Annotated in this window: 19 protein-coding genes and 1 tRNA gene; 13 read left to right on the top strand and 7 right to left on the bottom strand. The window is 51.3% G+C overall.

The annotated features are described in order from the left end of the window. Positions 1 to 13: 13 nt before the first annotated feature. The 7 genes from PLD04_00520 to PLD04_00550 all read left to right on the top strand — a co-directional run bounded on the left by PLD04_00520 (position 14) and on the right by PLD04_00550 (position 8395). A complete protein-coding gene (locus tag PLD04_00520; protein HXK66800.1) occupies positions 14 to 2065 on the top strand; it encodes a hypothetical protein in 2052 nt (683 codons plus the stop codon). Continuing rightward, positions 2052 to 4298 (top strand): methyl-accepting chemotaxis protein, encoded by a 2247-nt coding sequence (locus PLD04_00525; GenBank protein HXK66801.1) that lies wholly within the window; start codon positions 2052 to 2054, stop codon positions 4296 to 4298. Before PLD04_00520 ends, PLD04_00525 begins: the two co-directional genes overlap by 14 nt. Beyond that, on the top strand, positions 4291 to 4791 hold the full coding sequence (locus PLD04_00530) for a chemotaxis protein CheW (GenBank protein HXK66802.1): 501 nt from the start codon (positions 4291 to 4293) through the stop codon (positions 4789 to 4791). Before PLD04_00525 ends, PLD04_00530 begins: the two co-directional genes overlap by 8 nt. Next, the gene (locus tag PLD04_00535) at positions 4775 to 5851 is read left to right on the top strand and encodes a peptidylprolyl isomerase (protein HXK66803.1); all 1077 of its coding nucleotides are present in this window, start codon (positions 4775 to 4777) and stop codon (positions 5849 to 5851) included. The genes PLD04_00530 and PLD04_00535 overlap by 17 nt, the downstream gene beginning before the upstream one ends. Before the next feature lie 15 nt (positions 5852 to 5866). Beyond that, positions 5867 to 6019: a hypothetical protein gene (locus PLD04_00540; GenBank protein HXK66804.1), complete on the top strand. Its 153-nt coding sequence runs from the start codon at positions 5867 to 5869 to the stop codon at positions 6017 to 6019. A gap of 76 nt (positions 6020 to 6095) precedes the next feature. Next, a complete protein-coding gene (locus tag PLD04_00545) occupies positions 6096 to 7643 on the top strand; it encodes an L-glutamate gamma-semialdehyde dehydrogenase (GenBank protein ID HXK66805.1) in 1548 nt (515 codons plus the stop codon). Then, positions 7640 to 8395: a Nif3-like dinuclear metal center hexameric protein gene (locus PLD04_00550; GenBank protein ID HXK66806.1), complete on the top strand. Its 756-nt coding sequence runs from the start codon at positions 7640 to 7642 to the stop codon at positions 8393 to 8395. The genes PLD04_00545 and PLD04_00550 overlap by 4 nt, the downstream gene beginning before the upstream one ends. 3 nt (positions 8396 to 8398) lie before the next feature. On the opposite strand, the gene PLD04_00555 is transcribed toward PLD04_00550, so the two are convergent. Continuing rightward, positions 8399 to 8833 carry a GNAT family N-acetyltransferase gene (locus PLD04_00555; protein HXK66807.1) on the bottom strand — a complete coding sequence of 145 codons (435 nt, stop codon included), beginning with the start codon at positions 8831 to 8833 and terminating at the stop codon, positions 8399 to 8401. A 36-nt stretch (positions 8834 to 8869) separates the two neighbouring features. Between PLD04_00555 and PLD04_00560 the strand changes: the two genes are divergently transcribed. Then, positions 8870 to 10405 (top strand): glycosyltransferase family 39 protein, encoded by a 1536-nt coding sequence (locus tag PLD04_00560; protein HXK66808.1) that lies wholly within the window; start codon positions 8870 to 8872, stop codon positions 10403 to 10405. Here the strand turns inward: PLD04_00560 and PLD04_00565 are convergent. Both PLD04_00565 and PLD04_00570 read right to left on the bottom strand, forming a co-directional pair. Beyond that, positions 10377 to 11879, bottom strand: coding sequence for a hypothetical protein (locus PLD04_00565; protein HXK66809.1), 1503 nt, complete (start codon positions 11877 to 11879; stop codon positions 10377 to 10379). The two genes, PLD04_00560 and PLD04_00565, sit on opposite strands and share 29 nt — an antisense overlap. A gap of 5 nt (positions 11880 to 11884) precedes the next feature. Continuing rightward, on the bottom strand, positions 11885 to 13513 hold the full coding sequence (locus tag PLD04_00570; GenBank protein HXK66810.1) for a serine/threonine-protein kinase: 1629 nt from the start codon (positions 13511 to 13513) through the stop codon (positions 11885 to 11887). Between the two features lie 26 nt (positions 13514 to 13539). On the opposite strand from PLD04_00570, the gene PLD04_00575 reads away from it, so the two are divergent. Genes PLD04_00575 through PLD04_00585 form a run of 3 tightly spaced genes read left to right on the top strand, consistent with a single transcriptional unit; the run spans position 13540 to position 16788 of the window. Then, the gene (locus PLD04_00575) at positions 13540 to 14568 is read left to right on the top strand and encodes a serine hydrolase domain-containing protein (GenBank protein ID HXK66811.1); all 1029 of its coding nucleotides are present in this window, start codon (positions 13540 to 13542) and stop codon (positions 14566 to 14568) included. Positions 14569 to 14572: 4 nt separating this feature from the next. After that, on the top strand, positions 14573 to 15010 hold the full coding sequence (locus tag PLD04_00580; protein HXK66812.1) for a DUF296 domain-containing protein: 438 nt from the start codon (positions 14573 to 14575) through the stop codon (positions 15008 to 15010). Further along, on the top strand, positions 15007 to 16788 hold the full coding sequence (locus PLD04_00585; GenBank protein ID HXK66813.1) for a long-chain fatty acid--CoA ligase: 1782 nt from the start codon (positions 15007 to 15009) through the stop codon (positions 16786 to 16788). Before PLD04_00580 ends, PLD04_00585 begins: the two co-directional genes overlap by 4 nt. Before the next feature lie 3 nt (positions 16789 to 16791). Here the strand turns inward: PLD04_00585 and PLD04_00590 are convergent, their stop codons facing one another. The 3 genes from PLD04_00590 to PLD04_00600 form a co-directional block, all read right to left on the bottom strand. Continuing rightward, positions 16792 to 18525 carry a M28 family peptidase gene (locus PLD04_00590; protein HXK66814.1) on the bottom strand — a complete coding sequence of 578 codons (1734 nt, stop codon included), beginning with the start codon at positions 18523 to 18525 and terminating at the stop codon, positions 16792 to 16794. A 4-nt stretch (positions 18526 to 18529) separates the two neighbouring features. Further along, entirely contained in the window at positions 18530 to 19444 is a 915-nt protein-coding gene (locus PLD04_00595) for a hypothetical protein (GenBank protein ID HXK66815.1), read from the bottom strand. Positions 19445 to 19544: 100 nt separating this feature from the next. Beyond that, a complete protein-coding gene (locus PLD04_00600) occupies positions 19545 to 20828 on the bottom strand; it encodes a citrate (Si)-synthase (protein ID HXK66816.1) in 1284 nt (427 codons plus the stop codon). A 195-nt stretch (positions 20829 to 21023) separates the two neighbouring features. Here PLD04_00600 and PLD04_00605 point away from each other — a divergent pair, with 195 nt between their 5' ends. Beyond that, entirely contained in the window at positions 21024 to 21266 is a 243-nt protein-coding gene (locus PLD04_00605; GenBank protein HXK66817.1) for a hypothetical protein, read from the top strand. A gap of 66 nt (positions 21267 to 21332) precedes the next feature. Beyond that, positions 21333 to 21417: transfer RNA gene (locus PLD04_00610), tRNA-Leu, on the top strand. A 356-nt stretch (positions 21418 to 21773) separates the two neighbouring features. Here the strand turns inward: PLD04_00610 and PLD04_00615 are convergent. Further along, positions 21774 to 21932, bottom strand: a complete 159-nt coding sequence (locus PLD04_00615) for a hypothetical protein (protein ID HXK66818.1) — start codon at positions 21930 to 21932, stop codon at positions 21774 to 21776. Positions 21933 to 22384: the final 452 nt, after the last annotated feature.

The following is a 22384-nucleotide window of genomic DNA, read 5'->3' on the forward strand; positions in this document are numbered from 1 at the left end:
AGAGATGTTTTCCATGGAAGAAGGCACGGCCCTTCTTCATGCACAACGGGTCGTCCTGGCTGCCTCTCCAGGTTCAGACAGGTCGCGTTTCCTGGGTGCCCTTCTGGATAAGGTGTTCAGGGATGGGATCTCGGCTCTGATTCTGGACAGAACCGGAGACCTCCTGCGCCCCTTTCTCGCCATGGGGAGTCACCATGCGGAGGATAAGCCTGAAAACCGTATCCTTGTGACCCCTGGTAGATGTGAGGCAAGACAGATCGACATCCTGAGCTTTCTTACGCTCGTTTCTCCTTCCATCTGTAGACGCCATCCCTCCCTGATGGAAGCCGCCCTTGGGATATGGTTTGAGGCTCTTTCTGAATGGTTGGGAAGGGATGATGACTTCCCCATGGAGGACTTTCTCCCTCTCCTTGCGGAATCGATCGTAAAAAGGACAGCCGAAACCAGCGGACTGAATTACGACCGTTTTATCGAGTCTGTTTTTGAATTTCAACATGCGGATGAAAGGATTATGCTTTGTAAAGAATCATTGAATCGGTCCCTGTCGAAGGCTGACTGGACTCTGTGGAGCCGCGGGCTCTCCCTTGAAGAAAATATCTTTTACGGAAATCTTTCCCACCCCCGTCAATGCCTGGTTGATCTCTCCAGCCTGGATCGATTGGGGGGGGGCCTGGTCTCGGGATCCATCATTGGCGCTTCCATGGTGTGGAATCTGGTCCCCGATGCAGAATTGCCGGAAAGGAGAATTCTTATTCTGAACGGGCTTATGGATCCCGGACAGGAAGTCGCAACAACCCGCTCTTTGAACGGGCTGGGAAAAGCCGGCTCCGGTCCCCACCGAACCGGCTGCACGGTCATCGGTTTTCCATCCCTCGAAGGGATCCCTGCAACCTGGTGGAAACAGGACCCTCTCTTTATCATGGATTCCGTTTCGTTGAAAGCAACCGGACAAACCGGGAACGCAGACGTGGAAAAGCACCTGAGCCAGAAAGGTCTCTCAGAACAAAGGGGCAGGGATGAATCCCTGACCTTCTGGGTCTGGAAACCCGAGTCTGGCGGAAACCCCTTACCCGTGAAGATCACATGGAGTCCGGATCCGTCCAGCCCGGGTTCCAGAGAATCTTCTGCCAACGTTCGTAAGAGCAGCCGAACCACGGATGAATTGATGGCGGAAGTAAAATCCCGGAAAGGTCCACCACCTGAGCTGGAAACAAACCTCCCCATCCGCTACACGGGACAGCAGACCGATGATCCGCTCACCCTCTTTCTTGCCGTCCATCTTAAGATATCCTTTCGAACATCGGCGAATTCCATCATAGTGAAACGCCATCTGTTTCTCACTCCTCTTGAAGGAGAAATGAACTGGATTCGAGTGGAACCGCTCGAAGTCCATTCCGATCCGATTGCTGAATTTCAATATCGATCCGTTCTATATGAACCTGATGCAGAGTTTGTTTCCAGGGCCCTTGAAAACCTGATGAACCTTGTCAGTGATACGATTTCGGTTTCTCTCCCCTTTAGTGATCCCTTCCAGGAGGAGGGCAGACCGGGGGAGACGGGGGAGGAGTTTCGAAACCGAGTTGAGGATATAGCGGAAAGGGAGATACTTTCCGAAAAAAAGCGGATTGAAAAAAAGTTTGAGATGGAAATGGAACGTCTACAGGAGAGGCTGGATCGCTCCCGAATCTCAAGCGAAGAAATCGGTGCGGTCCGGCGGTTCCAGGATTCACTGGAACGTCTTTCTTCCCTGAAGCTTCGTCTGAACCGCCTGGTATCCGTTCCCTGGTTTTATTCGGAAGAATCGATGAGGGAGGAAACCAAACGGATGCGGGCTTCACCATCCGGTAAACCTTCCGTAATAAGTGAAGAAGACATAGATTCCATGGCCACGGATATGGAAGAACAGATCTTCATCCTTGAACAGAGTTTCTGGAACGCAAAAACCGATATACGCGTAAAGACCTATCGTGCAAGCCAGGAAGACATGATCGTAGACGACCTCTACCTTGCATGGCTTTCTATAGATAAGGTACAATCGCTCAGGGGGAACCATGAAATGGATTAAGGACATTAACCGAAGAGCCAGCATTAAAATCAAGTTTTTTGCGGGAATTTTTGCCCTGTTGCTCATCTTTGCCTTTCTGCTCCTCACCTCCGTGATGTTTATATCCTCAAACATTATCAAGGGGCAGGTTACGAGCCAGGGTCTTTCTCTCCGGGAAACCATTGCCTCAACTTCCAGTTATTACGTGATCTTTGCCCTGAAGGAAAACCTCCAGGATATCGTCGATACGGTATTGATGGATGAAGCGGTTGTATATGCGGATTTTGTAGACTCCAACGGCGACACCATGGCCGCCGGTGATCCGGATAATCTCCCCCGAAAATTTGAAACCATTTCTGATGGTCTGTACGAGGGAGAAATGGATCGAACCAAGGATGGGGAGGAAGTTATGGTCTTCACCTATCCGATTCTTGAAGGTCGGGTTGCAAAGGAAATGGGTCGCTTGAAGATTCGTTCGAAAAGTGATCTTCGTTGTATCTCATGCCATGCCGAAGAAGGGATGGAAAAACTTTCCCTGGAGGATCTGAACCGGGACCGAAAGGATATTCAGTCCATGCACGAACGGAAGCAGATCGATATTGAAAGTGCGACCTTTGAAATCCCCGGATACCTGCGGCTGGCACTCTCAACGAAGCGTCTGCAGAAAGCCAAAACAACGCTTCTTCTTTCCGGTGTGGGAATCACTCTTATTGCTCTGCTCCTTTCCTTTTTTCTGATTCAGCTCGCTTCCTCCGTTACGATTAAGCCAATTGTCAACCTGCAGGCCATTGCCGGACGTATCGCCCAGGGGGATCTTACCCAGCGCGTGACGTTGAACCGCGAAGATGAACTGGGAGCCCTGGCCAAGGCCTTTAACCAGATGACAGAAAATCTGGAGGTCATGGTTTCGAGAATCAAGCAGGGACATGGACAACTCACGGAAGCAATTGAAGTTATTAATACGACGTCGGAGAAGGTGTCCACACAGTCCTCCACCCAGGCTCAGGTCGTCGAATCTGCTTACGATTCAGTGGATAAGCTGAATTCAGGAATTCAGGACATCAATCAGAATGTGGAAAACCTGTCCACATCATCCGAGGAAACCTCATCCTCCGTGCTCGAGATGGTTGCCTCCATGGAGGAAGTATCCAAGCATACGGACAGCCTCTTCGCCTCGGTGGAGGAAACCGCCAATGTCTCGACCGAAATGGTGGCGTCCATTAATGAAATTGATCACAACATGGAAAATCTGGCAAACTTTGTGACCGAAACATCCGCGTCCATGATGCAGATGGACGCTACGATTTCCGAGGTTGAAAAGAATGCCGACGAAGCGTATGAACTTTCCGTGAACGTTTCCACGCAGGCAGAAGACGGCATGAGGGCGGTGCAGGAAACGATTCGTTCCATGCATACGATTCGAGATGCCGTGGGGAATACGGAAAATGTTGTTCTCCTTCTTGGGAAGCGAAGTGAAGAGATTGGCAAGATCCTCACGGTTATTGACGAAATTGCAGAACAGACTAACCTTCTTGCCTTAAATGCTGCGATTCTTGCAGCCCAGGCAGGGGAGCATGGAAAGGGATTCTCCGTTGTCGCATCGGAAATTCGTGATCTTTCAGAACGGACCGCCTCATCCACGAAGGAAATCGCGGAACTGATCAAAAACGTTCAGGCCGAGGTGACAAACGCGGTCGAATCCACGAAAAAGGGTAAGGAACAGGTGGAGGAAGGTGTAAAGCTGTCCAATACATCCGGCGAAGTGCTGGAAAAGATTCTGGATGCAAGTATGCGGTCGGCCAACATGGTGAAAGAAATTGCTAATGCCACCAAGGAGCAGGCCAACAGTTCCCAGGCAGTTACGAAGGCCGTTGAACGTGTGAGAGAGATGGTGAAACAGATCACCAAGGCGACTTCGGAACAGAGTGCGGGATCCAAGCATATTATGGACGCAGTGGAAAACATGCGCGAAATGACGAGCTACGTCAAGCAGGCTACGGAAGAACAGAAACGTGGAAGCCTCATGATCTCTGAAGCGACAGAAAAGATGATGGAGATGATCCATGGAATCCTGGAAGTCACATCCCATCAGGCAGAGGACTCCGAGAGCATCACCAAGGTGATGGAACAGGTCAAGGTTATGAATGTGGAGAGCCAGTCCGCCGTTCACCAATTGCAGGAGATCATGAAGCAGCTTTCACTTCAGACGGAAGCTCTCCAAGAGATTATCCAGCGGTTCAAGATCCGTGCCTGAGTCTGAAACTCGTCAGCTCATCATCTTTCGCGTGGGCCCGGAGAGTTTTGTTCTTGACATCCAGCCCATGGTACAGATCATTTCTTATCGTTCTCCTACCCCGGTACCCCGGGCCCCGTCCTTCATCGAAGGAATCATCGTATTACGCAACCAGGTTGTACCCGTGCTGAATCTTCAATCCCGTCTCTTTCCCGATGAAACTGTGCGGGATCCAAGACCCAAGATTCTTATTGTCAGAATTCAGGGTCAGGTAGTCGGATTTAAAGTGGAAAGTGTCCACAGGATCATCATGGTTGAGGAGAAAGACATTCTGCCGCCGCCCCCCAAATTGGCCGGTCTGGACGTATCTTTTCTTAAAGGGGTCGTGCATGTCAATGATGATGTCTTTCTCTATCTCGATATCAACCGTATGCTCAGTCCGGAAGAGATGGATCTGCTGAAAAAGAGCAGGGCTCTTACACCGAAAGGAGGGGCTCATGTCTCTGCATCGTAACCTGGGGTTCACGCTCCTGGCCCTTCTTGGAGGACTATTGGCCTGTTCCCGTGCGGAGGTGCAAAATCCACGAGAACCATGTTCGCGTCAGGGCGTAAGCCATATTCTGGTTTCTTATGGTAAGGGAGCCAAGGTTGAGGAAGCTCGATCCAGAACCAGGGAAGAAGCGGAAATTCTGGCAGAATCCATTTTGAACGAGATTCGAAAAGGAACGCTTCCCTTTGAAGAGGGTGTGGCCAGCCGTTCTGATGATGTGGAATCCAGGAAACATCAAGGATATATTGGACTGATCCGGAAGGGGTATGGAATAAAAGATCTCGAAGATTCGATCCTGCCCCTGAAGCCCGGAGATCTTTCCAATGTAATTTCACTCCCTGACGGCTTCCATATTTTCAGGATCGAGCCCATTGAGTATCGTGGTTACATCCATGTTCTTCTCTCTCATGTTGACGCAAAAAACCTGCCTCTCGGTGTATCAAGAACCCAGAAAGAAGCCCTTACTCTTGCTGAAGAAATCCGGCAGAGAGCGGTGAATGGAGAATCCATGGATGAACTGGCCCGAGAGTTTTCCAATGGGATGGAGGCCAAACGGGGCGGTTACCTTCCCGTTTATCTCCGGAACCAGCTCATTTCTCCTCTGGATCAGATCTGGGATCTTGAAGTGGGTAATGTCAGTCCGGTCCTTGAAAGTCCATACGGATTCCATCTCTTTCAGCGGGTTGAACCTTTACCGGAGTGCATCGGACTCCGCCATGTGATGGTGGCTTACGCGGGAGCTCTCATGAGCCCGATTTCTGTCACCCGGGACAGGGCAGAGGCAAGAGACCTTGCAGATCGTCTCTATAAGGAACTGACGGAGGGGGGGGCTGACTTTTCTCAGATTGCAAAGGATTACAGCGATGACAGGACTTCCAGGAGGAGTGGGGGTGATCTGGGTACGATAAGCTGGGATGAAGTTCCCATGGAGGTTGAGGATGTGGGTTTTCGTATGGAGGCGGGTACGTTGTCGGAAGTCGTGGAAAGTCCAGGCGGATTCCACATCCTTCTTCGAACACATTAGAGACAGGGAGGAATTATGGAATACGATAAAGAGCCCGATTTTATCGTTTGCAGTGAGTGTGAAACACCCTCGTACAATTTTGAATTCAAGGATGGAAGGATTCTGGTAGCCTTCTGCTCGGAATGCGGGAACGACGAAGCAGATCAGTTCTATATTCCAGCAGATTAGGATTCGTTGACAGGCTGAAGCCTGTGTGCTAAATTTCACAACCTGAATACCCATATACCAGGAGGACCTAATGACAATCGTGCCGACTTTTTCAAACGAACCTTTCCTCGATTTTTCTATAGAGACAAATCGAGCTCGCCAGCAGGAAGCTATTGATCAGGTGCTGGCTTCTGCAGGAACCACCTATCCCCTTGTAATTGGAGGGGAGCGTGTCATGGCGGGGGCAACCTTTGATCGAGTCAACCCATCAAGGAAGGACCAGGTCCTCGGAAAATTTCAGAAAGCCGACGGAGCCCTGGCTCAGAAGGCCATGGATGCCGCTCTGAAGGCCTATGACTCATGGAAATGGTTTTCCGCAAAAGAGCGAGGGCTCTTTCTGATTCGGGTTGCGGCCATCATGCGAAAGAAACGTTTTCTCCTGAATGCCTGGATGATCGTGGAAGAAGGGAAAAACTGGCTGGAAGCCGATGGCGATACGGCAGAAGCCATTGACTTTTGTGAGTTTTACGGCAGGGAAATGATTCGTCTGGCGGAACATCAGGAATTGACCACCCGTAGCGGTGAGGCTGTGGAATTGAAGTACATTCCTCTGGGTGTGGGTGCTGTGATTCCTCCCTGGAACTTTCCCAACGCGATTCTTACCGGTATGACAACAGCCGCGATTGTAACGGGGAATACGGTAGTGTTAAAGCCCGCATCTTACAGTCCTGGAATCGCCTATCAGGTCTTTTTGATCCTCGAAGAAGCCGGGATGCCTCCCGGAGTCGTGAATTTCCTCACCGGTCCGGGATCCATCGCGGGGGATGTTCTGGTCAAGCATCCAAAGACACGCTTTATTGCCTTCACAGGTTCGATGGACGTGGGGCTCATGATCTGTGAAAATGCAGCCCGCCTTTCTGAAGGTCAGATCTGGATCAAGCGAACCATTCTCGAGATGGGCGGGAAAGATTTTATTATCGTGGATGACGAGGCGGATCTTGATTCAGCCGTACCTCAGGTGTTGAGTGCGGCTTTCGGGTTTCAGGGACAGAAATGCTCAGCCTGCTCACGATTGATCCTCCATGAAAAAATCTATGATCGATTCATGGAGCGTTTCCTTCCCATGGTCCAGAACATCAAAGTGGGAGATCCTGTGAATCGTGATAACTATATGGGACCCGTAATTGCGGAAAGCGCATTCAAAAGCATCATGCGATATATCGAGATTGGCAAAGAGCAGGGGAAACTTCTTACGGGAGGGAACCCTGGCTCTGATTCAGGATACTTTATTCAACCCACAGTGATTGCGTCGAGTCCGGGGGATACGATTGTCCGGGAGGAAATTTTCGGACCCGTAGTTGCCGTTCTTAAAGCGAATAGCTTTGACCATGCAATCGAGCTCGCCAACGATTCCATCTACGGACTCACAGGTGCAGCCTTTACCCGCTCCCGCGCAAAGATTCATCAGGCGAAGAGACAGCTTCATGCCGGCAATCTGTATATCAATCGAAAATGTACAGGTGCTCTTGTCGGAGTTCACCCCTTTGGCGGATTCAATATGTCGGGAACCGACTCCAAAGCAGGAGGACGGGACTACCTCCTTCTCTTTACACAGGCCAAGAGCATTTCCGAGACCTTTTCATGAAGCTGACGTCCCTCCTCGAACAACTGGATCGTTATCTGGCTGTATCGACCTGGCCGGATCCCGGTGTTAACGGTCTGCAGGTCGAGGGAGGGAAGGATGTCAACCATGTGGCCACCGGGGTTTCAGCCTCGGTGGCCTTCATTGATCAGGCAATCCGGATGGGTGCGGACACCCTGATGGTTCACCACGGTCTGCTATGGGAAAAGTCTGATCCGGTAATCCGGGGACCGCTACGGCAACGTCTGCAGCTTCTTCTCCAGCATGATCTCTCCCTTCTTGCCTATCATCTCCCGCTTGATGGACACCCTGTCCTGGGGAATAACGCCCAGATTGCGAAAAAACTCGGATTTACTGACGTTGAACCGGCATTTCCCTATCACGGCTCTCCGCCCATTGGCCTGATCTGTCAGACTGAGGATCTTCCAATTCATGAGCTGATCCGTCGTCTGGAAGATCTCTTCGGATCTCCTCAGATCCATCTGGCCGAAGGTCCGGAATTGGTGAATCGTGTCGGGATTGTTTCAGGAGGGGCTCAGAGTGAATTTCCCGAAGCCCTGGTAAACGGATGTGATGCATTTATCACGGGAGAAATCAGCGAATATGTCGTCGATCTTGCACGGGAATCGAAAACTCATTTTTTCTCCTGCGGGCACTATCGAACAGAAACCCTGGGGATCCAGGCTCTTGGAGATTATGTTGCGGAAAAATTCGGTCTTACGGTTTCCTTTATCTCGCTGCCTCACCCCTACTGAACGTCAGGGACACGGTAATTCATAAAACCGCACGGAACCAACGGATCGTGAAAAGTAAAACCCCATTGATTGAACGAGACGTATCATGGGGTGATTATCTCCTCGGACTTCCAGGGAGACCGAAGAAAGCTGCCGTTCACATGCCAGGGAAAAGGCACGAGCCAGGAGCCTCTGTCCGGCCCCCTGCCTCTTGTGTTGATCATCCACCGCAAGAGCCTGAACAAAGAGGCTCTTTCCTCGAACTTCGAGCCAGATAAATCCCATGCATGCTTTCCCATCCCAGGCAAGGAGCAGTTCTGAAGCGTCAAGGAGCATGGTTTCCAGACGATCCATGGCCGGTTCTCGTATCGGAAGAAACCCGGCCATGGATTCCAGATTATCGACAACCAGGGAGAGGACCTGCGGAAGATATTCAGGTGAAAACGGCGTGAGTTTCATGGGTTATGGATTGATTCCCCCTCTTTCGATGCATTCATGAAAAAGTATTTCATAGTTGCGTTCCTGATTTCAAGTGTGTTTCTGGTTGTCAATCTAAGGACCAGGACCTTTTTTGAACCGGATGAATGCCGTTACGTTGAGGTTACCCGTGAAATGGGACAATCGGGGAATCTGATTGTTCCCACGTACAACCGTGAACCCTATTCACAGAAACCGCCTCTCTTTTTCTGGCTTCTTCTCCTCTCCTGGAATAGTCTGGGAGAGGCAGGTGCGGTTTCCACCCTGCTCCCCGGCATGGTTTTTTCGATGCTTGCCCTCCTCCTCACCTGGAAGCTCGCTGCACGATTTGGTCAGGAAGAAGAGTCACCGGCGATCCTGCTGGTTCTCGCATCCTCTCTTCTCTTCTTCATTATGAGCCGTACCATACGGATGGACATCATTCTTCTGTTCTGGGTCCTGCTGGGGATATATGCGGTAATCTCCCGTGAGAGGACCTGGACGGGCATTTCCTGGAAGGTTATCTTCGGTCTTGCTCTGGCCGGCGGCCTTATGACCAAGGGACCGGTCATATTGATCTGGATCTATGGAGTACCCGCCGTAACGTTTCTTTTCGAGCGGGATAAAAAGTCTCTTAAGGAATTATTTAATCCGATCAGCCTTCTTCTTGGAACGGGCCTGTTTGCCTGCTGGCTCGTTCCGGCATTGCTTACCGGCGGTGATGCATACCGGAACGAACTTCTCTTTGCGCAGAATGTTTCCCGGGTTGTTTCCAGTGAAGATCACAAGGAACCACTTACCTATTACCTCGTGACCCTGCCGGCCGCCGCACTACCCTTTACGTTTCTTGCGCTTCTGGGAATGATCCATCTCTGGCGTGAGAGGAAAAAGTACCTATTTCTCTATGTCTGGGTTTTCTTTCCCCTTCTTTTATTCAGTCTGTTCAGCGGAAAGCTGATTATTTACCTTCTTCCTGTTCTGCCTGCACTCGCGATTTTCACCCTGGAATCGACCCGTTCGCGGGCCTACTCCCTGGTTCTTGGTGTTACCGGATTCTTCTTTGCTTCTATGGGGTTTGCTGCGCATTCCGCTGCGCACCGTTTTTCCATCGGGCATAACCCTTTTCTGTGGATCCTGCCTCTGGCCGGAGCGATTCTAGCCTGTCTGACGGGGGTGCGGTTCCGACGAGCCGGGATCGTTATCCTCTCCCTCGTGACCCTGTCATGGTTGGCCTTCCCGCTCTATTCTTCTGCAGTATCCCACTTCGGTCAGGATACGACCTATAGCATCGCCGAAGATCTTGTCCGCCTCTATCCCAACGAATCATCCTATGCATGCTTTCGGGAGTTGCGGCCCTCTTACCTCTGGGTCACGAATAAACCGTTCAGGGTGCTAATGGATTTTCACGAATTGGAAGAGTTCGGCAGGGATAATCCGGGGCGCCCCTTTCTTATAAACAAGCAGAGGGTGGACATGTTGCCGAAAAAGTTGATGAAATCCTTTTCCATAGTGGCTGAGCAGAAGGTTCGGAGGGATACCTACTGGGTTATGGTTGCATCGCCTGAATCGCCTTGAGGGTGCGATCCGCTATATCCTGCACCATGGCATCAATCCCCGGAGTCTGGAGAAGGTGTTCCAGTCCCTTTTCCTTCCACCCGTTGACCATGGCGATCACGCTGCGATCCTGTGCGGTTTGAGGGTCCGTAAGCGTGTTCCGGTCCATTGCTTCCTGAGCCTCGGAAAAGCGGCCCCGTTCCATGAGACAACGTGCAAGAATCCTCTGGCCCATCTCCTTCGCGGATGGTTCAAGAACCCGGATGCACTGTTCCGTCTTTCCTGCTTCCAGAAAAGCCAGACCCAGCAATTCCTTTGACCAGGAATCCGACGGATGATTCATGACATATCCCTCAAGGATGGAGATCGCACGTGCCGGTTCTCCACTTTCTCGAAGGGCAAGGGCGTACCAGGGGATAATTTCAGCACTGCCCTCCGATCCTGATGCGAATTGGTAGGCTGCCGACAGGCGTTCTTTTGCTGCATCCACGTCTCCCCTGAGGAGAAGGAAAATCCCAAATTCCTTCAGGTACGATGGATTTGTAGGTTCAAGAAGGATGACCTGACTGTAATAGGAAGAGGCAAGATCGAGATTGTTTCTGGACCAGTACAGCCTGGCCAGTGCCAGCCGGGGTTCAACCCAGAATCGGTCCTGTTTGACAAGTTCGGTGAAGGCGGCCTCCGCTTCTTCAAAGAGGTTCATTCGGGTCAGGATGGTTCCATAGAGAAAGCCGAAATCACGGTGATCCTGACGAAATTGCGGATGAGAAGCGAGATATGCCATGAGTTTATCGTACTTCTTCAACTGAGCGAGAAGCGAAAGTCGGAAGGTGACAAGCCCGGGGGAATCATCGGTCTCTGGAAGAAGCTCCAGGGCCTTGATGGCGTCCCCGCCTCGATAGGCTTCCGCAGCCCTGAAAAGCCTGTACTGAGGGTCCTCTGCCCGGTTTCGCGCAAGAATACTCTCTGCGCTCTTCGCCTTTTGGTAGATACTTTCTGCTTCTGCGAATTTTTCCATCTGAACGTAGGTGTCCCCTAAGAGTCGATAGACCTCCTGAAAACCATACCCGGCATCGATCAGGGATTGAAGATCATTCCGGCAGGCGTTGACCTGACCGTCGTGAAGCTTGGTCTCCGCCATAAGGAGGTTGGATTCCAGTTCGACCGGAGGACGGGACTTAAGTTCATGATAAAGGGCAAAAAAGCCTTCTGTCGTGGCCCATGCACCCGGCTCACGGGATGGATCGACCATAATACACAATCGAATAAGACTTCGTGAAGCCTCCATGTCATTCTGGAGAAAACGCACATACGCAGCTCGAAGATACGCCTCACTCTGAAGGATGGGGTCGGATTCCAGGTGGGCCGAAGAAAGAAAAACTTCAAATGCCCGATCCAGCTGTCCGGACTGAAGATAGGTTTCACCTTTCTCCCAGGGAACTGAAGCCTGGAGTGCTGCGGCCAGGAAAAGGAAAGACAGAATTAGGTGTCTCATCCCCTCTATTCTACAGGATAGAGCGTCACGGGCCAATCCAGAATTTTTCCCTCCAGGATGTCGACATCTCGAATCTGGGTTTTATACCCATCTCTCCGTACTTCGAGGCGATGAGTTCCCGCCTGCAGCTTGATTCCATTCTGCGGTGTCGGACCGATTTCTTCGCCATCGACGTAGAGGATGCCCCATGGAGATCCAATGGGTGTTCGAACCGTAAGACGACCATAGCTCAGAACCGGGAAGCTGTGGTGGGCAAGCTTCACCTTTCCTCCTTCAAGGGTGACGGTTTCCCGGTAGGATCCTTCCTCGCTCACCCACTCCAGAGCATACGTTCCGGCCGGCAGGGATAGTTCCATTCGAGGTGGAAAGGAACCTCGCTTTTTCCCGTTAATCATAATGGTGCTTTCCCTGTTCGAGGTCACGACAAGGGTGCCGGCTTCCGGGACGGGCTTTGTGGGTGGAGGAGGGGTGGGGTCTTTTTGTGTTTGGGGAGGGGGCGTTTCTTCGGGTAGGGGAGCTCTTTCCGGAACCCCGGCAAGGGTATCTTCCTTTGTCTCCATAGATAGGGGGTTGAGTACGGATATCTCTGGCCGGGATGGTTCGGAATTCCGGTGGCTTCCAAATGTGATGGCGTAGGTGACCACGAGCAAGGCAATAATGAGAACTCCCGCGATGGCAGCTCCGATTTTTGCCCAGGGACGACCCCTCTGGATGCCCCTGGCCGGGGTTTCCAGCGTGGGCCGAAGATCCTCAAAGGAGGCTGAAATGGGACGAGTCGGACGATGGGAAGTTGTTTCGATAACGAGATCATCAATATTCAGGGAGGTGAATTGCAGGAGAACCTTCTCGATTTCTCTGACGATCTCAAACATGGAGAGGTATCGCTCCTGAGCCCGCTTCTTCAGACAGCGGAGGATAATCGTTTCAAGGTCTTTGGGGAGGTCAGGAAGGACTCTTGTTGGCAGAACTGGATCGGTATGGATGATCTGATAAATAACCTGAGAAATGTTGTCACCGGTAAAAGGCTTGATTCCGGTGAACAGTTCGTACATCATGACGCCAAAGGAAAAGATATCCGTTCGCGGATCCACAGACGATCCCTGAATCTGTTCGGGTGCCAGATAGGCGGCCGTACCAAGAGTTATTCCGGTCTGCGTTAACTTACTGGCCATTCGTGACGATTTTGCAATCCCAAAATCCATGATCTTGGTTTCACCTGCATCGGTAATGCGAATATTGGAAGGTTTGACATCACGATGGATTACACCGCACTCATGAGCGTGGCCGAGGCCTTTGGCAACCTCAAGGAGAATCTGGAGTTTTCTTCTCAGCGTAAGACGTTCGCCCCTCTTGATAAGTTTGTCCAGATCCTCGCCAGTCAGAAATTCCTGGACAAGATAGGGTGTATCGTTCTCGATGCCAAAATCATAAATAACGGTGATGTTTGGATGGTGAAGATTCCCCGCCAGTTCGGCCTCACGAAAAAATCTCCCCTTGACTTCTTCATCATCCACTTCACAGGTCTTTACCGCTACGATCCGCTTGATATGCGGATCTCTCCCCTTAAAGACCACGCCAAACCCGCCGGTCCCGATCTTTTCCAGGATCTCGTATTTTCCAATTTTATCCGGCATTCGGATCAATGGTAATATAATTGCCCATGCAAGGCAACACGGATACAATCCTCTTTCTTCGTAATCTCAGGCGACAGGTGCCGGGCTATGCCTTCTCTGTCGGCCGCCCGGGAGAGGATCCGGAAGTGTTCGCGGGGGGGCACGCTGTAGAAATCCCAAGTCCAATCGACGCACATGCCGGTACGCTGTTTGATTGCGCTTCCCTGACGAAGCCGCTTATTACCGCTGCTCTTGCTCTCACTCTGGCAGGGGAAGGGATCATTTCCCTTTCAAAAAGGATCAGATTCGATAGGGATATGCTGCCCTTTCCCTTTTCCGCGCCGACAGTCCGTGAGCTTCTGGAACATCGGGGAGGTTTTCCGTCCTGGGTTCCCCTTTCCCTTCTCGGAAGCCCGGAAGAGGTTCTAAGAATGTTACCGGCTTTACAGGAGCGTCATCCAGGAAAAGAAGCCGTCTATTCCTGTCCCGGGTACATCCTTCTCGGCATCTGGATGGCCCGTATTACATGTTCCAGCCTTGAACAGCTGGCAAAGGTCCATCTGTTTCAACCGCTGCATCTGACGGAATCTGCCTTTTTTCCGTTGCCGGACTATGCGAAATCGACCCTGCCCATTGCCGCAACGGAATTGGGAAATCAAATCGAGCAATCCATGGCCGGCGGACAGCTGAACGAACGGCCTTCGCCCATCCATGGAGAAGTTCACGACGGAAATTGTCATTTTCTAGGAGGCGCATGCGGAAACGCCGGGCTCTTTGCGACGTGTCAGGCCGTTCACCGTCTTGCTTCTCATTTGCTGAGACTCCTGCCTCGCCCCATCCACGGGAATCGACCTTACGTTCTTGGATTGCGAACTCATTTAGACAGCCCCGTATTTCTCCCGGGTCAGATGGGCCATACGGGCTTTACGGGTACAATGGTCGTCATCGATCCACGAAAAGACACGATAGGTGTCCTTCTGACGAACAGGCTCCATAAAAAGGACCCTCCAGACCTGACTCCAGTGCGACGGATTTTCTCGACCACTTGCCATCAATTCAAAAGGACGGTACAGTAAGCGCATGGATGTGTGGGAACTTCCCTATACGTACGTCATCAGATTGGAGAGGGGAGAAGAAGTCATTACGTCTCTGAAGGATTTTGCCGATTCGTTTCACATCCGGGGAGGTTTGTTTCTGGGCCTTGGCGCTCTCTCCGAAGCCACCCTGGGTTTTTTCCAACCGCAGGCAGGGGATTACGAAAAAAAGACATTTCACGAAGATCTGGAAATCCTGCAGATGACGGGAAGCCTGACCCTGCTGCCGGACGAAAAGCCCTTAATTCATATTCATGCCACGCTGGGACGATCGGGAATGGAGTCCATTGGAGGCCATCTGTTTAGAGCCACCATATCCATTACGGGAGAATTTTACTGTATGAAGCCCGGTGGCGCGATCTTTCGAAAAAAGAAAAGCCCGGAGGGCTTTCTTCTTCTTTCCGGAGTCGAGGAGGCCCCGTGAATACGATCAATGATATTTTTTTCAAAGCCATGGAATACAACAAACCTGTCCATGTGCGGTACCCATGTCAGGGTGTCTATCAGTCATTTTCCTCGGAGGATGTCAGGAAACAGGTTATGGCGATTGCCCTGGCACTTCAGGATCTTGGGGCAAGGGAGGGAATGAAGATTGCCATATTTTGCGATAGCTCTTATCGCTGGGCATTTGCCGATTTCGCCATCATGACATCCAGGGCAGTCACAGTAACCATTTACCCGAATCTCCTCCCACCTCAGATCGCTGCCATTCTGGAACGTGCGGAATGCGAAATGATCTTTGTGGGAAATGAACAGCTTCTTGGAAATCTCCTTTCGTTACGGGACGATCTTCCCTCCGTGAAGCATATGATTCTCATGGAAGGATCTTCACCGGAAGCGATATCCTGGGACGATCTGCTATCCCGCGGAATGGCTCTTTTGCCGGAAGGGGTGGAGAGATTTGAGCACAGGGCAAAATCCGCACATCCGGATGATGTTGCCACGATTCTCTTTACGTCGGGGACGACGGGAGATCCCAAAGGTGTGGTTCTTACCCACGGAAACATATTGTCCAATGTTGTGGCTACGGCCGACCTCTTTGATTTCGGATCGAACGATACCGCGATCATCTTCCTCCCGCTTTCCCACATTTTGGAACGAATGGTAAATTTTGTCTATTGGGCCAAGGGAATGACGATGGGATACGCTGAATCCATCGAAACCCTGGGAAAGAACCTGATGGAAATCCATCCCACCATCTTCACAGCTGTGCCGAGAATGTACGAGAAGATGTACGACAGGGTCCAGGAGAAGGCACGATCCGGTTCCTCCCTGACGCGCCGGCTGTTACGTGTGGCCGAAGCCACTGCACGGGAAGCTGCTGACTATGTCATTCATCGCAAACCATTTCCTCTGGGACTTTCGCTGAAGATGAAAATTCTGGATCGTCTTGTCTATCGAAAAATTCGTGCCAATCTTGGTGGAAACCTCCGATTCTGCATTGCGGGAGGTGCGGCTCTCAACGTGCATATTGCCAGATTCTTTATTGGTGCGGGTGTCTATATTTTTGAAGGATACGGCCTCACCGAAACGTCTCCTGTGCTGGCAGTCAATACATTTAATAACTGGAAGCTGGGTACCGTGGGACATCCTCTCGAAGGTGTTGAAATCAGGATCGCCGAGGATGGAGAAATTCTTGCAAGGGGTCCCAACGTCTTTCAGGGCTATTACAGGGACGAAACAGCCACCAGGGAATCCTTCACCGAGGATGGTTTTTTTCGAACCGGGGATATTGGACTCGTCGATGAAGAAGGGTTTCTGAAGATTACCGACCGAAAGAAGGATTTAATTGTAACGGCGGGCGGAAAGAATATTGCTCCTCTGCCGATTGAGGAAAGGTTCAAAAGAAATCTCTACATCTCCCAGGCTGTCATGTCGGGGGATGGGCGCCCCTATCCCATCATTCTTCTTGTTCCCGACTTCGAGGCTTTGATGGACTGGGCAAATCATTCCGGTATTACCTGGGAGAAAAAAGCGGATCTTCTCGAACACCCCAAGGTTCGGCAGCTTTTCGATGGAATCGTAGAAAGCGTGAATCTGCTTCTGGCCCGATACGAACAGCCCAAACGGTATGCCCTTCTGCAGGAGGAATTCACGATTGAGAATGGGCTCCTGACGCCCACGCAAAAAGTGAAGCGACGAGTTGTAGCTAAACAGTTCCAGTCTGAAATCGACAAGGTATACGCTGCCGGCTCTTCTTGAAGCTCAGGGAGTTCTTTCCTCGAGAACTGCCGAGATTGTCATGGTTTCTCCGTCTCGCAGGATAAGAATCGAAACCTGATCCCCGGGATGGTAATTTTGAAGAGCAAAGGTGAAATCGTAAATGTTCCGGACAGGAAAGGTTCCAAATCGTAAGATTATGTCTCCCTTTTTCAACCCGGCCTTCTCTGCGGGCCCGCCCTGTTTCACTCCGCCCAGACGAAAGGCATCCTCCCCGGATGCAAAGTCAGGAATCGTTCCCAGGTATACCTTGAGCCTTCCCCTGGAAGCTCTTTTCTCCTCCAGAGCTTCAGGAACTACCTGAAAGACGGGAAGAGGCTCCAGAACAGAGATGGCAATGAGGGTATCCCTTATGGTGTTGAGAATCCGCTCCATACCCCTGTAATCGAGAAACTCTGCATCGTCTCTGGAAGAGTGATATCGCTCATGTGTGCCCGTAAAGAAAAAGAGAACAGGAATATCCTCACCGTAAAAAACTGCATGGTCGGATGCTCCAAAACCTCCGTAATACAATGTGGAATCCAATCCTGAAGCCCGGAGCACCGAGGGTACAAGCGTGATCCAGTCCGGCGAAGATCCGACGCCCTGAACAATCAATTTGCCGTCGAACAGGTTTCCAACCATGTCAATATTGATCATTGCAAGAACCGAGTCCCTGGGGATGGGAAGGTGGTTTATGAAATGTGATGCTCCAAGTGTCCCCTCCTCCTCGGCACCCGGAAAGAGGAATAGAAGGTTGACGGGCAATTCCGAAGGACAGGAGAATGTTTTGGCCAGTTCAAGAAGGAGACTGACTCCGGATGCGTTGTCATCCGCCCCGTTGTGAATCGCTCCGGACGATTCATCGGTTGAGTTCATTTCTCCGTGTCCCAGATGGTCATAATGCGCAGCAAGGATGATGGTTTTATCTCCGGTTCCGCGAAGAAAGCCAGCGATGTTTTCTGTTGTGCACTGTGTTGTTTTCAAATGCACCGAAAGTTTGGCTCTTAGACCAGGGAGATCCAGAGGGGAGGCGGATTCCCATGCGTCACGAAAGGCGGATGGAGCCTGGTTGATCAGTATGGGCAGCAGATCCTGACGCCGGACCAGTACGATGGGGATTCCTGCATCGGAGGGTGAGAAATCATGTCGGAGCATCTCAAGGTCATCGTCCTGCTGGGGGGGATTGGTGATGATAACGGCCGCAGCTCCGTGAGCAAGGGCGTTAAATGCTTTATAACGGAGTGATCGAAACGGTTCAAAGGGAGTGTCGATCCGGTCGCCATCCGGGGAATCCCGCAGGATGATCACAATCTTTTCGTTTGCGTCCAGGCCGGAATAGTCGTCGTGGTTAAGATCTTCCGCTGAGATACCATACCCGGCGAAGAGTAATGGACCCTCCACCTCCCCGGAGGAAGAAAAGGACACCGGACGGAATTGGGATTCCAATTCCAGGGTGAAATCGCCGCTTTGACCGGAAAAGGTGAGAGAATTTCCTTCTTCAAGCTCTACGCCTGAAATGAAGGAAAAGGGTTGAAGGTAGGATTCACCAAACCCGGGCTCAAGACCTGCATCTCGCAGATGATCCTCAATGTATTCTGCCGCAATACGAGATCCCTCCGTACCCGGAAACCGGCCTTCCAGACGATCGTCGGCAAGAAACGTCACATGGCTTTTCAGATGGTCTGTCTGTGGGTGGAGGATCGATAACAGGGAAAACGCAAGGTAGAGACTCAGCATGGGATCACCATTTCACAAAAAAGAGACTGTGGGGAATCAGATAAACAATGGTAGTAATTACAATACCTCCATAGACCCAATAGGGAAAGTACTTAAGACGACCCTTGCGTGATAAGAGCAGAACCAGGAGCCAGTACAGGACAACCACCTCTGATTTTGTGTCGGTAATGTCCGTCCCGATAGGCCATCCACCCCAACCCTCCTGAAAGGCCTGCCAGGTCACGACAATGCCAAGGGGAATCACGGAAATGGCAAAGAGAAGCCATCCCCAGAACATGGTCGACAGAGCCCGCTGAAATGCCTGTTTCATGCCGACATGGATGCGAAAGGTGTCAAGCAGGGTGTGGATTAGAAAGAAAAGTGCTGCCACGACAAGAGTGATGTGGAGGACAAGGATGTGTTTGTTGACATGTCCTTCAAATGTCACATAAAACGGCCAGTCTCCCTTTCCTGTAAGCAATGCGGCAAACCACGGCTTTGGTTGTGTTACCTTCACGGATTCCCCGTTGGACAATTCTATGGTGAAGTAAAAGAAATACCGTTGCAGAATGTGCAGTCTGGGCATAACATACAGGTAGGATGAGGTGGGTTCGCCCTTGATTACCAGAGGTTCCATGGTATTGCGAAGGTATTCCTGTTCGCCGCTCCTGCGAATATGAATGGACACCGAATCAATGGCTGGATTTTCCTCTCGGGTGAATGCTCTGAATTCAACGCGGTAGTCCCGGTCATTATATTGATCGTCATCATGGACATAGACATAATGAACAGGGGCCCCGGGTGTAAGAAGGGTAACCATGTCGGGTGTAATGGCATCTTCGATAAAAAAGAAGAGAGCGATCCCGCATGCAAGGAGGAGACAAAGAGTGAGAATGTGAAAGATCCTGGTGGAAATGTTGGGAGATGAGGTTGAAATCATGACTGCCAGCATACGGTGAACCAGCCAGATGCGTCAAGCGCAAAAAAAGAGACCCGGACGACTTCGTCCGGGTCCTGCAATGATTTTGGCTAAAGATCGGTCAGGCTTTTTCTTTGATGAAACCTTTGATCCACTCGGTAGTAACGGATTTCGGACGGGTGATCGCCGTCATGATGGCCCGGTTGTAAATAAGCTGGGCCAACATTCCCATGGAACGTGAAACCGCAAAGAGAACCGTATAGTAGCTGAATTCTCTCAGCCCAAAGTGATAGAGAAGGGCACCGGATCCGGCGTCAACATTGGGCCACGGATTCTTGGCCTTTCCATGTTCCTTCAAAACATCGGGGACGACTTTGAAGACCCGATCAACGGCCTGGAATACGGGATCGTTCGGTAAATACTTTCTCCCGAATTCGTTAAATCCAACGAATCTCGGATCGGGACAGCGAAGGACGGCATGGCCATAGCCGGGAACAACCTGACCCGAATTGAGAGTGTCCCATGTGTACTGACGAATCTGATCCTCTGTGGGCAGGCCACCGATCTTGTCCATCATGTCAAGGATCCACTTAAGGCATTCCTGATTGGCGAGACCGTGGAGGGGACCGGCGAGGCCGTTCAGCCCTGCGGCAACCGCATAGTAGGGATCGGAAAGTGCGGAACCAACAGTATGGCAGGTATTGGCGGAAACGTTTCCACCCTCGTGGTCAGAATGAAAGTTCAGATACAGCCGCATGAGTCTGGCAAAATGTCCATGAGGGTCGGGAATACCGAGCATGTTTGCATAATTGGCTCCCCAATCCAGGCCGGGTACCCAGGGGATACGGTCTCCCTTGCCGAAACGGAGGCGATAGATGTAGGCGGCGACGGAAGGCAGTTTGGCCAGGAGCTGAAGAGCATCCTCAAGGGCTGCGACCCAGTAGTCTTCCTTCTTCATGCCTTCGTCATACATTTTGCGGAAAACGCTATCAACTTCCATGGCACAGATCGCTGTGGAGAGCATCGCCATTGGGTGGCTTTCCGGGTGCATGCTCTCAAGGACGTCCCAGACATATTCCGGAACGTGAGACCTGCGGTCAAAATCCTTCTGGAGAGCACATTTGGCCTCGTCATCAGGTTTGTCGCCGGTCAGAAGCAGGTAAAAAATCTCTTCCGGCCAGAGATCCTTGATCTCCAGCAGGGGAATTCCCCGAATGTGAAGACCCTTGTCCGGTGAAACAAAGGACGTGTCGCAGATCATAGCTTTGACGCCACGCATTCCTCCATAAGCCTGAGCAATCGTGACATCGGAAATCACCATGTCGCCATGATCTTTTCCCATCGCCTTAAGCTCTTCCCTCAAGGGAGGAATAAGCTCGGCCAACTTGTTTTGTAATGTAGCCATTCGCATCTCCTTTCTTTTAATGAGCGTGCCCCTTCTATGTTACAACTTTCACAGAGTATCGCACAAGGGCCCCGTGCGTCAATTGGGAGGTGAATGTTTTTTCCTTCAAATCTCATGGTATAATCATCGTTCCATGGAACGTGAATTGCTATCTCTACTTTGTGCAGGCCTTTACGTAAAGGAAATAATCCCGTGGTGATGTCGATCAATCGGTTTTACAGTACATTGAAGACCATTAAGATTTTTATCCAGGACCACCCGGACGTTTCGGAAGAACTCGCTTCGTCCATAAAAAAAGTTGAACAGTCCTTTCGTGCGACCTATACCTCGGAGTCTTTCAAGGAAGCCCTTATGGCCAATGCGGATATTCCCAGTGATCTCGAGGAAGAGATTACGTCCGCCAGCATTCTTTACAACAACGAAAAGGCCAGATTGTAGTGCCCTCCTTCCTGTTGGAAAGAAGGATTGCTTGAGTCTTACATTTACCTTATAATGCCTGACTGTGCCGGAGTGGCGGAACTGGCAGACGCAGGGGACTCAAAATCCCCCGGGCCTTGAGCCTGTGTGGGTTCGAATCCCACCCCCGGCACACCCTCCCGTGGGATCCGGTGATATCGGCCAATAATTCTGGCCTCAATCGGCGAATCCCACCCCCGGCACCAGACTTCGCTTTCTTAGCTTCGTCCTGGCGGACCACCCTCCCGGATTGACTTCCACCCCACCGCCCCCTCGTCGGCCTCGACGGTTAAGATCGAAAGATTTCCTCGGCTCTCACCTCCGGTTTTGCCTGCTATCCCATCCCATCCGCTCCGGCAATACCTCCGAACTAGGTTCGCGGGTTTACTCGGTCCGGCTTTCCCCCATTCCTCCCCCTCGCCGACCTTATTAGTAAATATTGAAGGGATAAGCGGTCCGAATCCCTCCCCCGGCACCAGACTTCGCTCTCTAAGCTTCGTCCAGGCAGGCCAGACTTCGCTCTCTAAGCTTCGTCCCGGCAGGCCACCCTCCCGGATTGACTTCCACCGCGCCGCCCCTCGTCGGCCTCGACGGTTCATATCGAAAGATTTCCTCGGCTCTCACCTCCGGGTTTGCCTGCCATTCCATCCCATCTGCCCCGGCAATACCCTGCAGAAGGTGTGCAGCCAGAGCCGGATCAAATCACTCCAGAATCGACAGGTCAAAAATTGGGGGATATCACCCTGATGGCGACGGAAATGGGCTATATGCCCCGGTGGGTCAACCAGGGGTCGGTTTTTTTCCTGATATTTCGGTCCCTTTCATAATGGGTCTTCGAACAGGATTTTGGCACGGGTGTTGCAGTAGGTGAGGGTGAAAGTTAGCCATGTCCGGAATTCGGTAGTCTTATTGCTGTTTGGTTATTCCCTGTTGTTTGATATGAAATTCTTGTTCAGGTGCACAAAAGCCCCTGTTTCCTTTTCTTTGTAATGAGCCCCCGGCCTGAGGGGGCTATTTCTTTATGTAAGAAGGAGTCTCAATTACATTTTTCACAAAGAGGTTATGAATCCTAATGTCTGTATTACTGTATGCTCAATTTG

Source organism: Thermoanaerobaculia bacterium, from assembly GCA_035593605.1.
Classification (GTDB): Bacteria; Acidobacteriota; Thermoanaerobaculia; order UBA2201; family DAOSWS01; genus DAOSWS01.

Excerpts from the sequence above, each read along its gene's own strand:
- PLD04_00540 (HXK66804.1), top strand. The coding sequence starts at position 5,867 with ATGGAATACGATAAAGAGCCCGATTTTATCGTTTGCAGTGAGTGTGAA.
- PLD04_00590 (HXK66814.1), bottom strand. The coding sequence starts at position 18,525 with ATGCTGAGTCTCTACCTTGCGTTTTCCCTGTTATCGATCCTCCACCCA.
- PLD04_00595 (HXK66815.1), bottom strand. The coding sequence starts at position 19,444 with ATGATTTCAACCTCATCTCCCAACATTTCCACCAGGATCTTTCACATT.
- PLD04_00560 (HXK66808.1), top strand. The coding sequence starts at position 8,870 with ATGAAAAAGTATTTCATAGTTGCGTTCCTGATTTCAAGTGTGTTTCTG.
- PLD04_00600 (HXK66816.1), bottom strand. The coding sequence starts at position 20,828 with ATGGCTACATTACAAAACAAGTTGGCCGAGCTTATTCCTCCCTTGAGG.
- PLD04_00565 (HXK66809.1), bottom strand. The coding sequence starts at position 11,879 with ATGAGACACCTAATTCTGTCTTTCCTTTTCCTGGCCGCAGCACTCCAG.
- PLD04_00570 (HXK66810.1), bottom strand. The coding sequence starts at position 13,513 with ATGCCGGATAAAATTGGAAAATACGAGATCCTGGAAAAGATCGGGACC.
- PLD04_00615 (HXK66818.1), bottom strand. The coding sequence starts at position 21,932 with ATGGAATGGCAGGCAAACCCGGAGGTGAGAGCCGAGGAAATCTTTCGA.
- PLD04_00525 (HXK66801.1), top strand. The coding sequence starts at position 2,052 with ATGAAATGGATTAAGGACATTAACCGAAGAGCCAGCATTAAAATCAAG.
- PLD04_00575 (HXK66811.1), top strand. The coding sequence starts at position 13,540 with ATGCAAGGCAACACGGATACAATCCTCTTTCTTCGTAATCTCAGGCGA.
- PLD04_00580 (HXK66812.1), top strand. The coding sequence starts at position 14,573 with ATGGATGTGTGGGAACTTCCCTATACGTACGTCATCAGATTGGAGAGG.
- PLD04_00520 (HXK66800.1), top strand. The coding sequence starts at position 14 with ATGGAAGAAGGCACGGCCCTTCTTCATGCACAACGGGTCGTCCTGGCT.
- PLD04_00555 (HXK66807.1), bottom strand. The coding sequence starts at position 8,833 with ATGAAACTCACGCCGTTTTCACCTGAATATCTTCCGCAGGTCCTCTCC.
- PLD04_00535 (HXK66803.1), top strand. The coding sequence starts at position 4,775 with ATGTCTCTGCATCGTAACCTGGGGTTCACGCTCCTGGCCCTTCTTGGA.
- PLD04_00550 (HXK66806.1), top strand. The coding sequence starts at position 7,640 with ATGAAGCTGACGTCCCTCCTCGAACAACTGGATCGTTATCTGGCTGTA.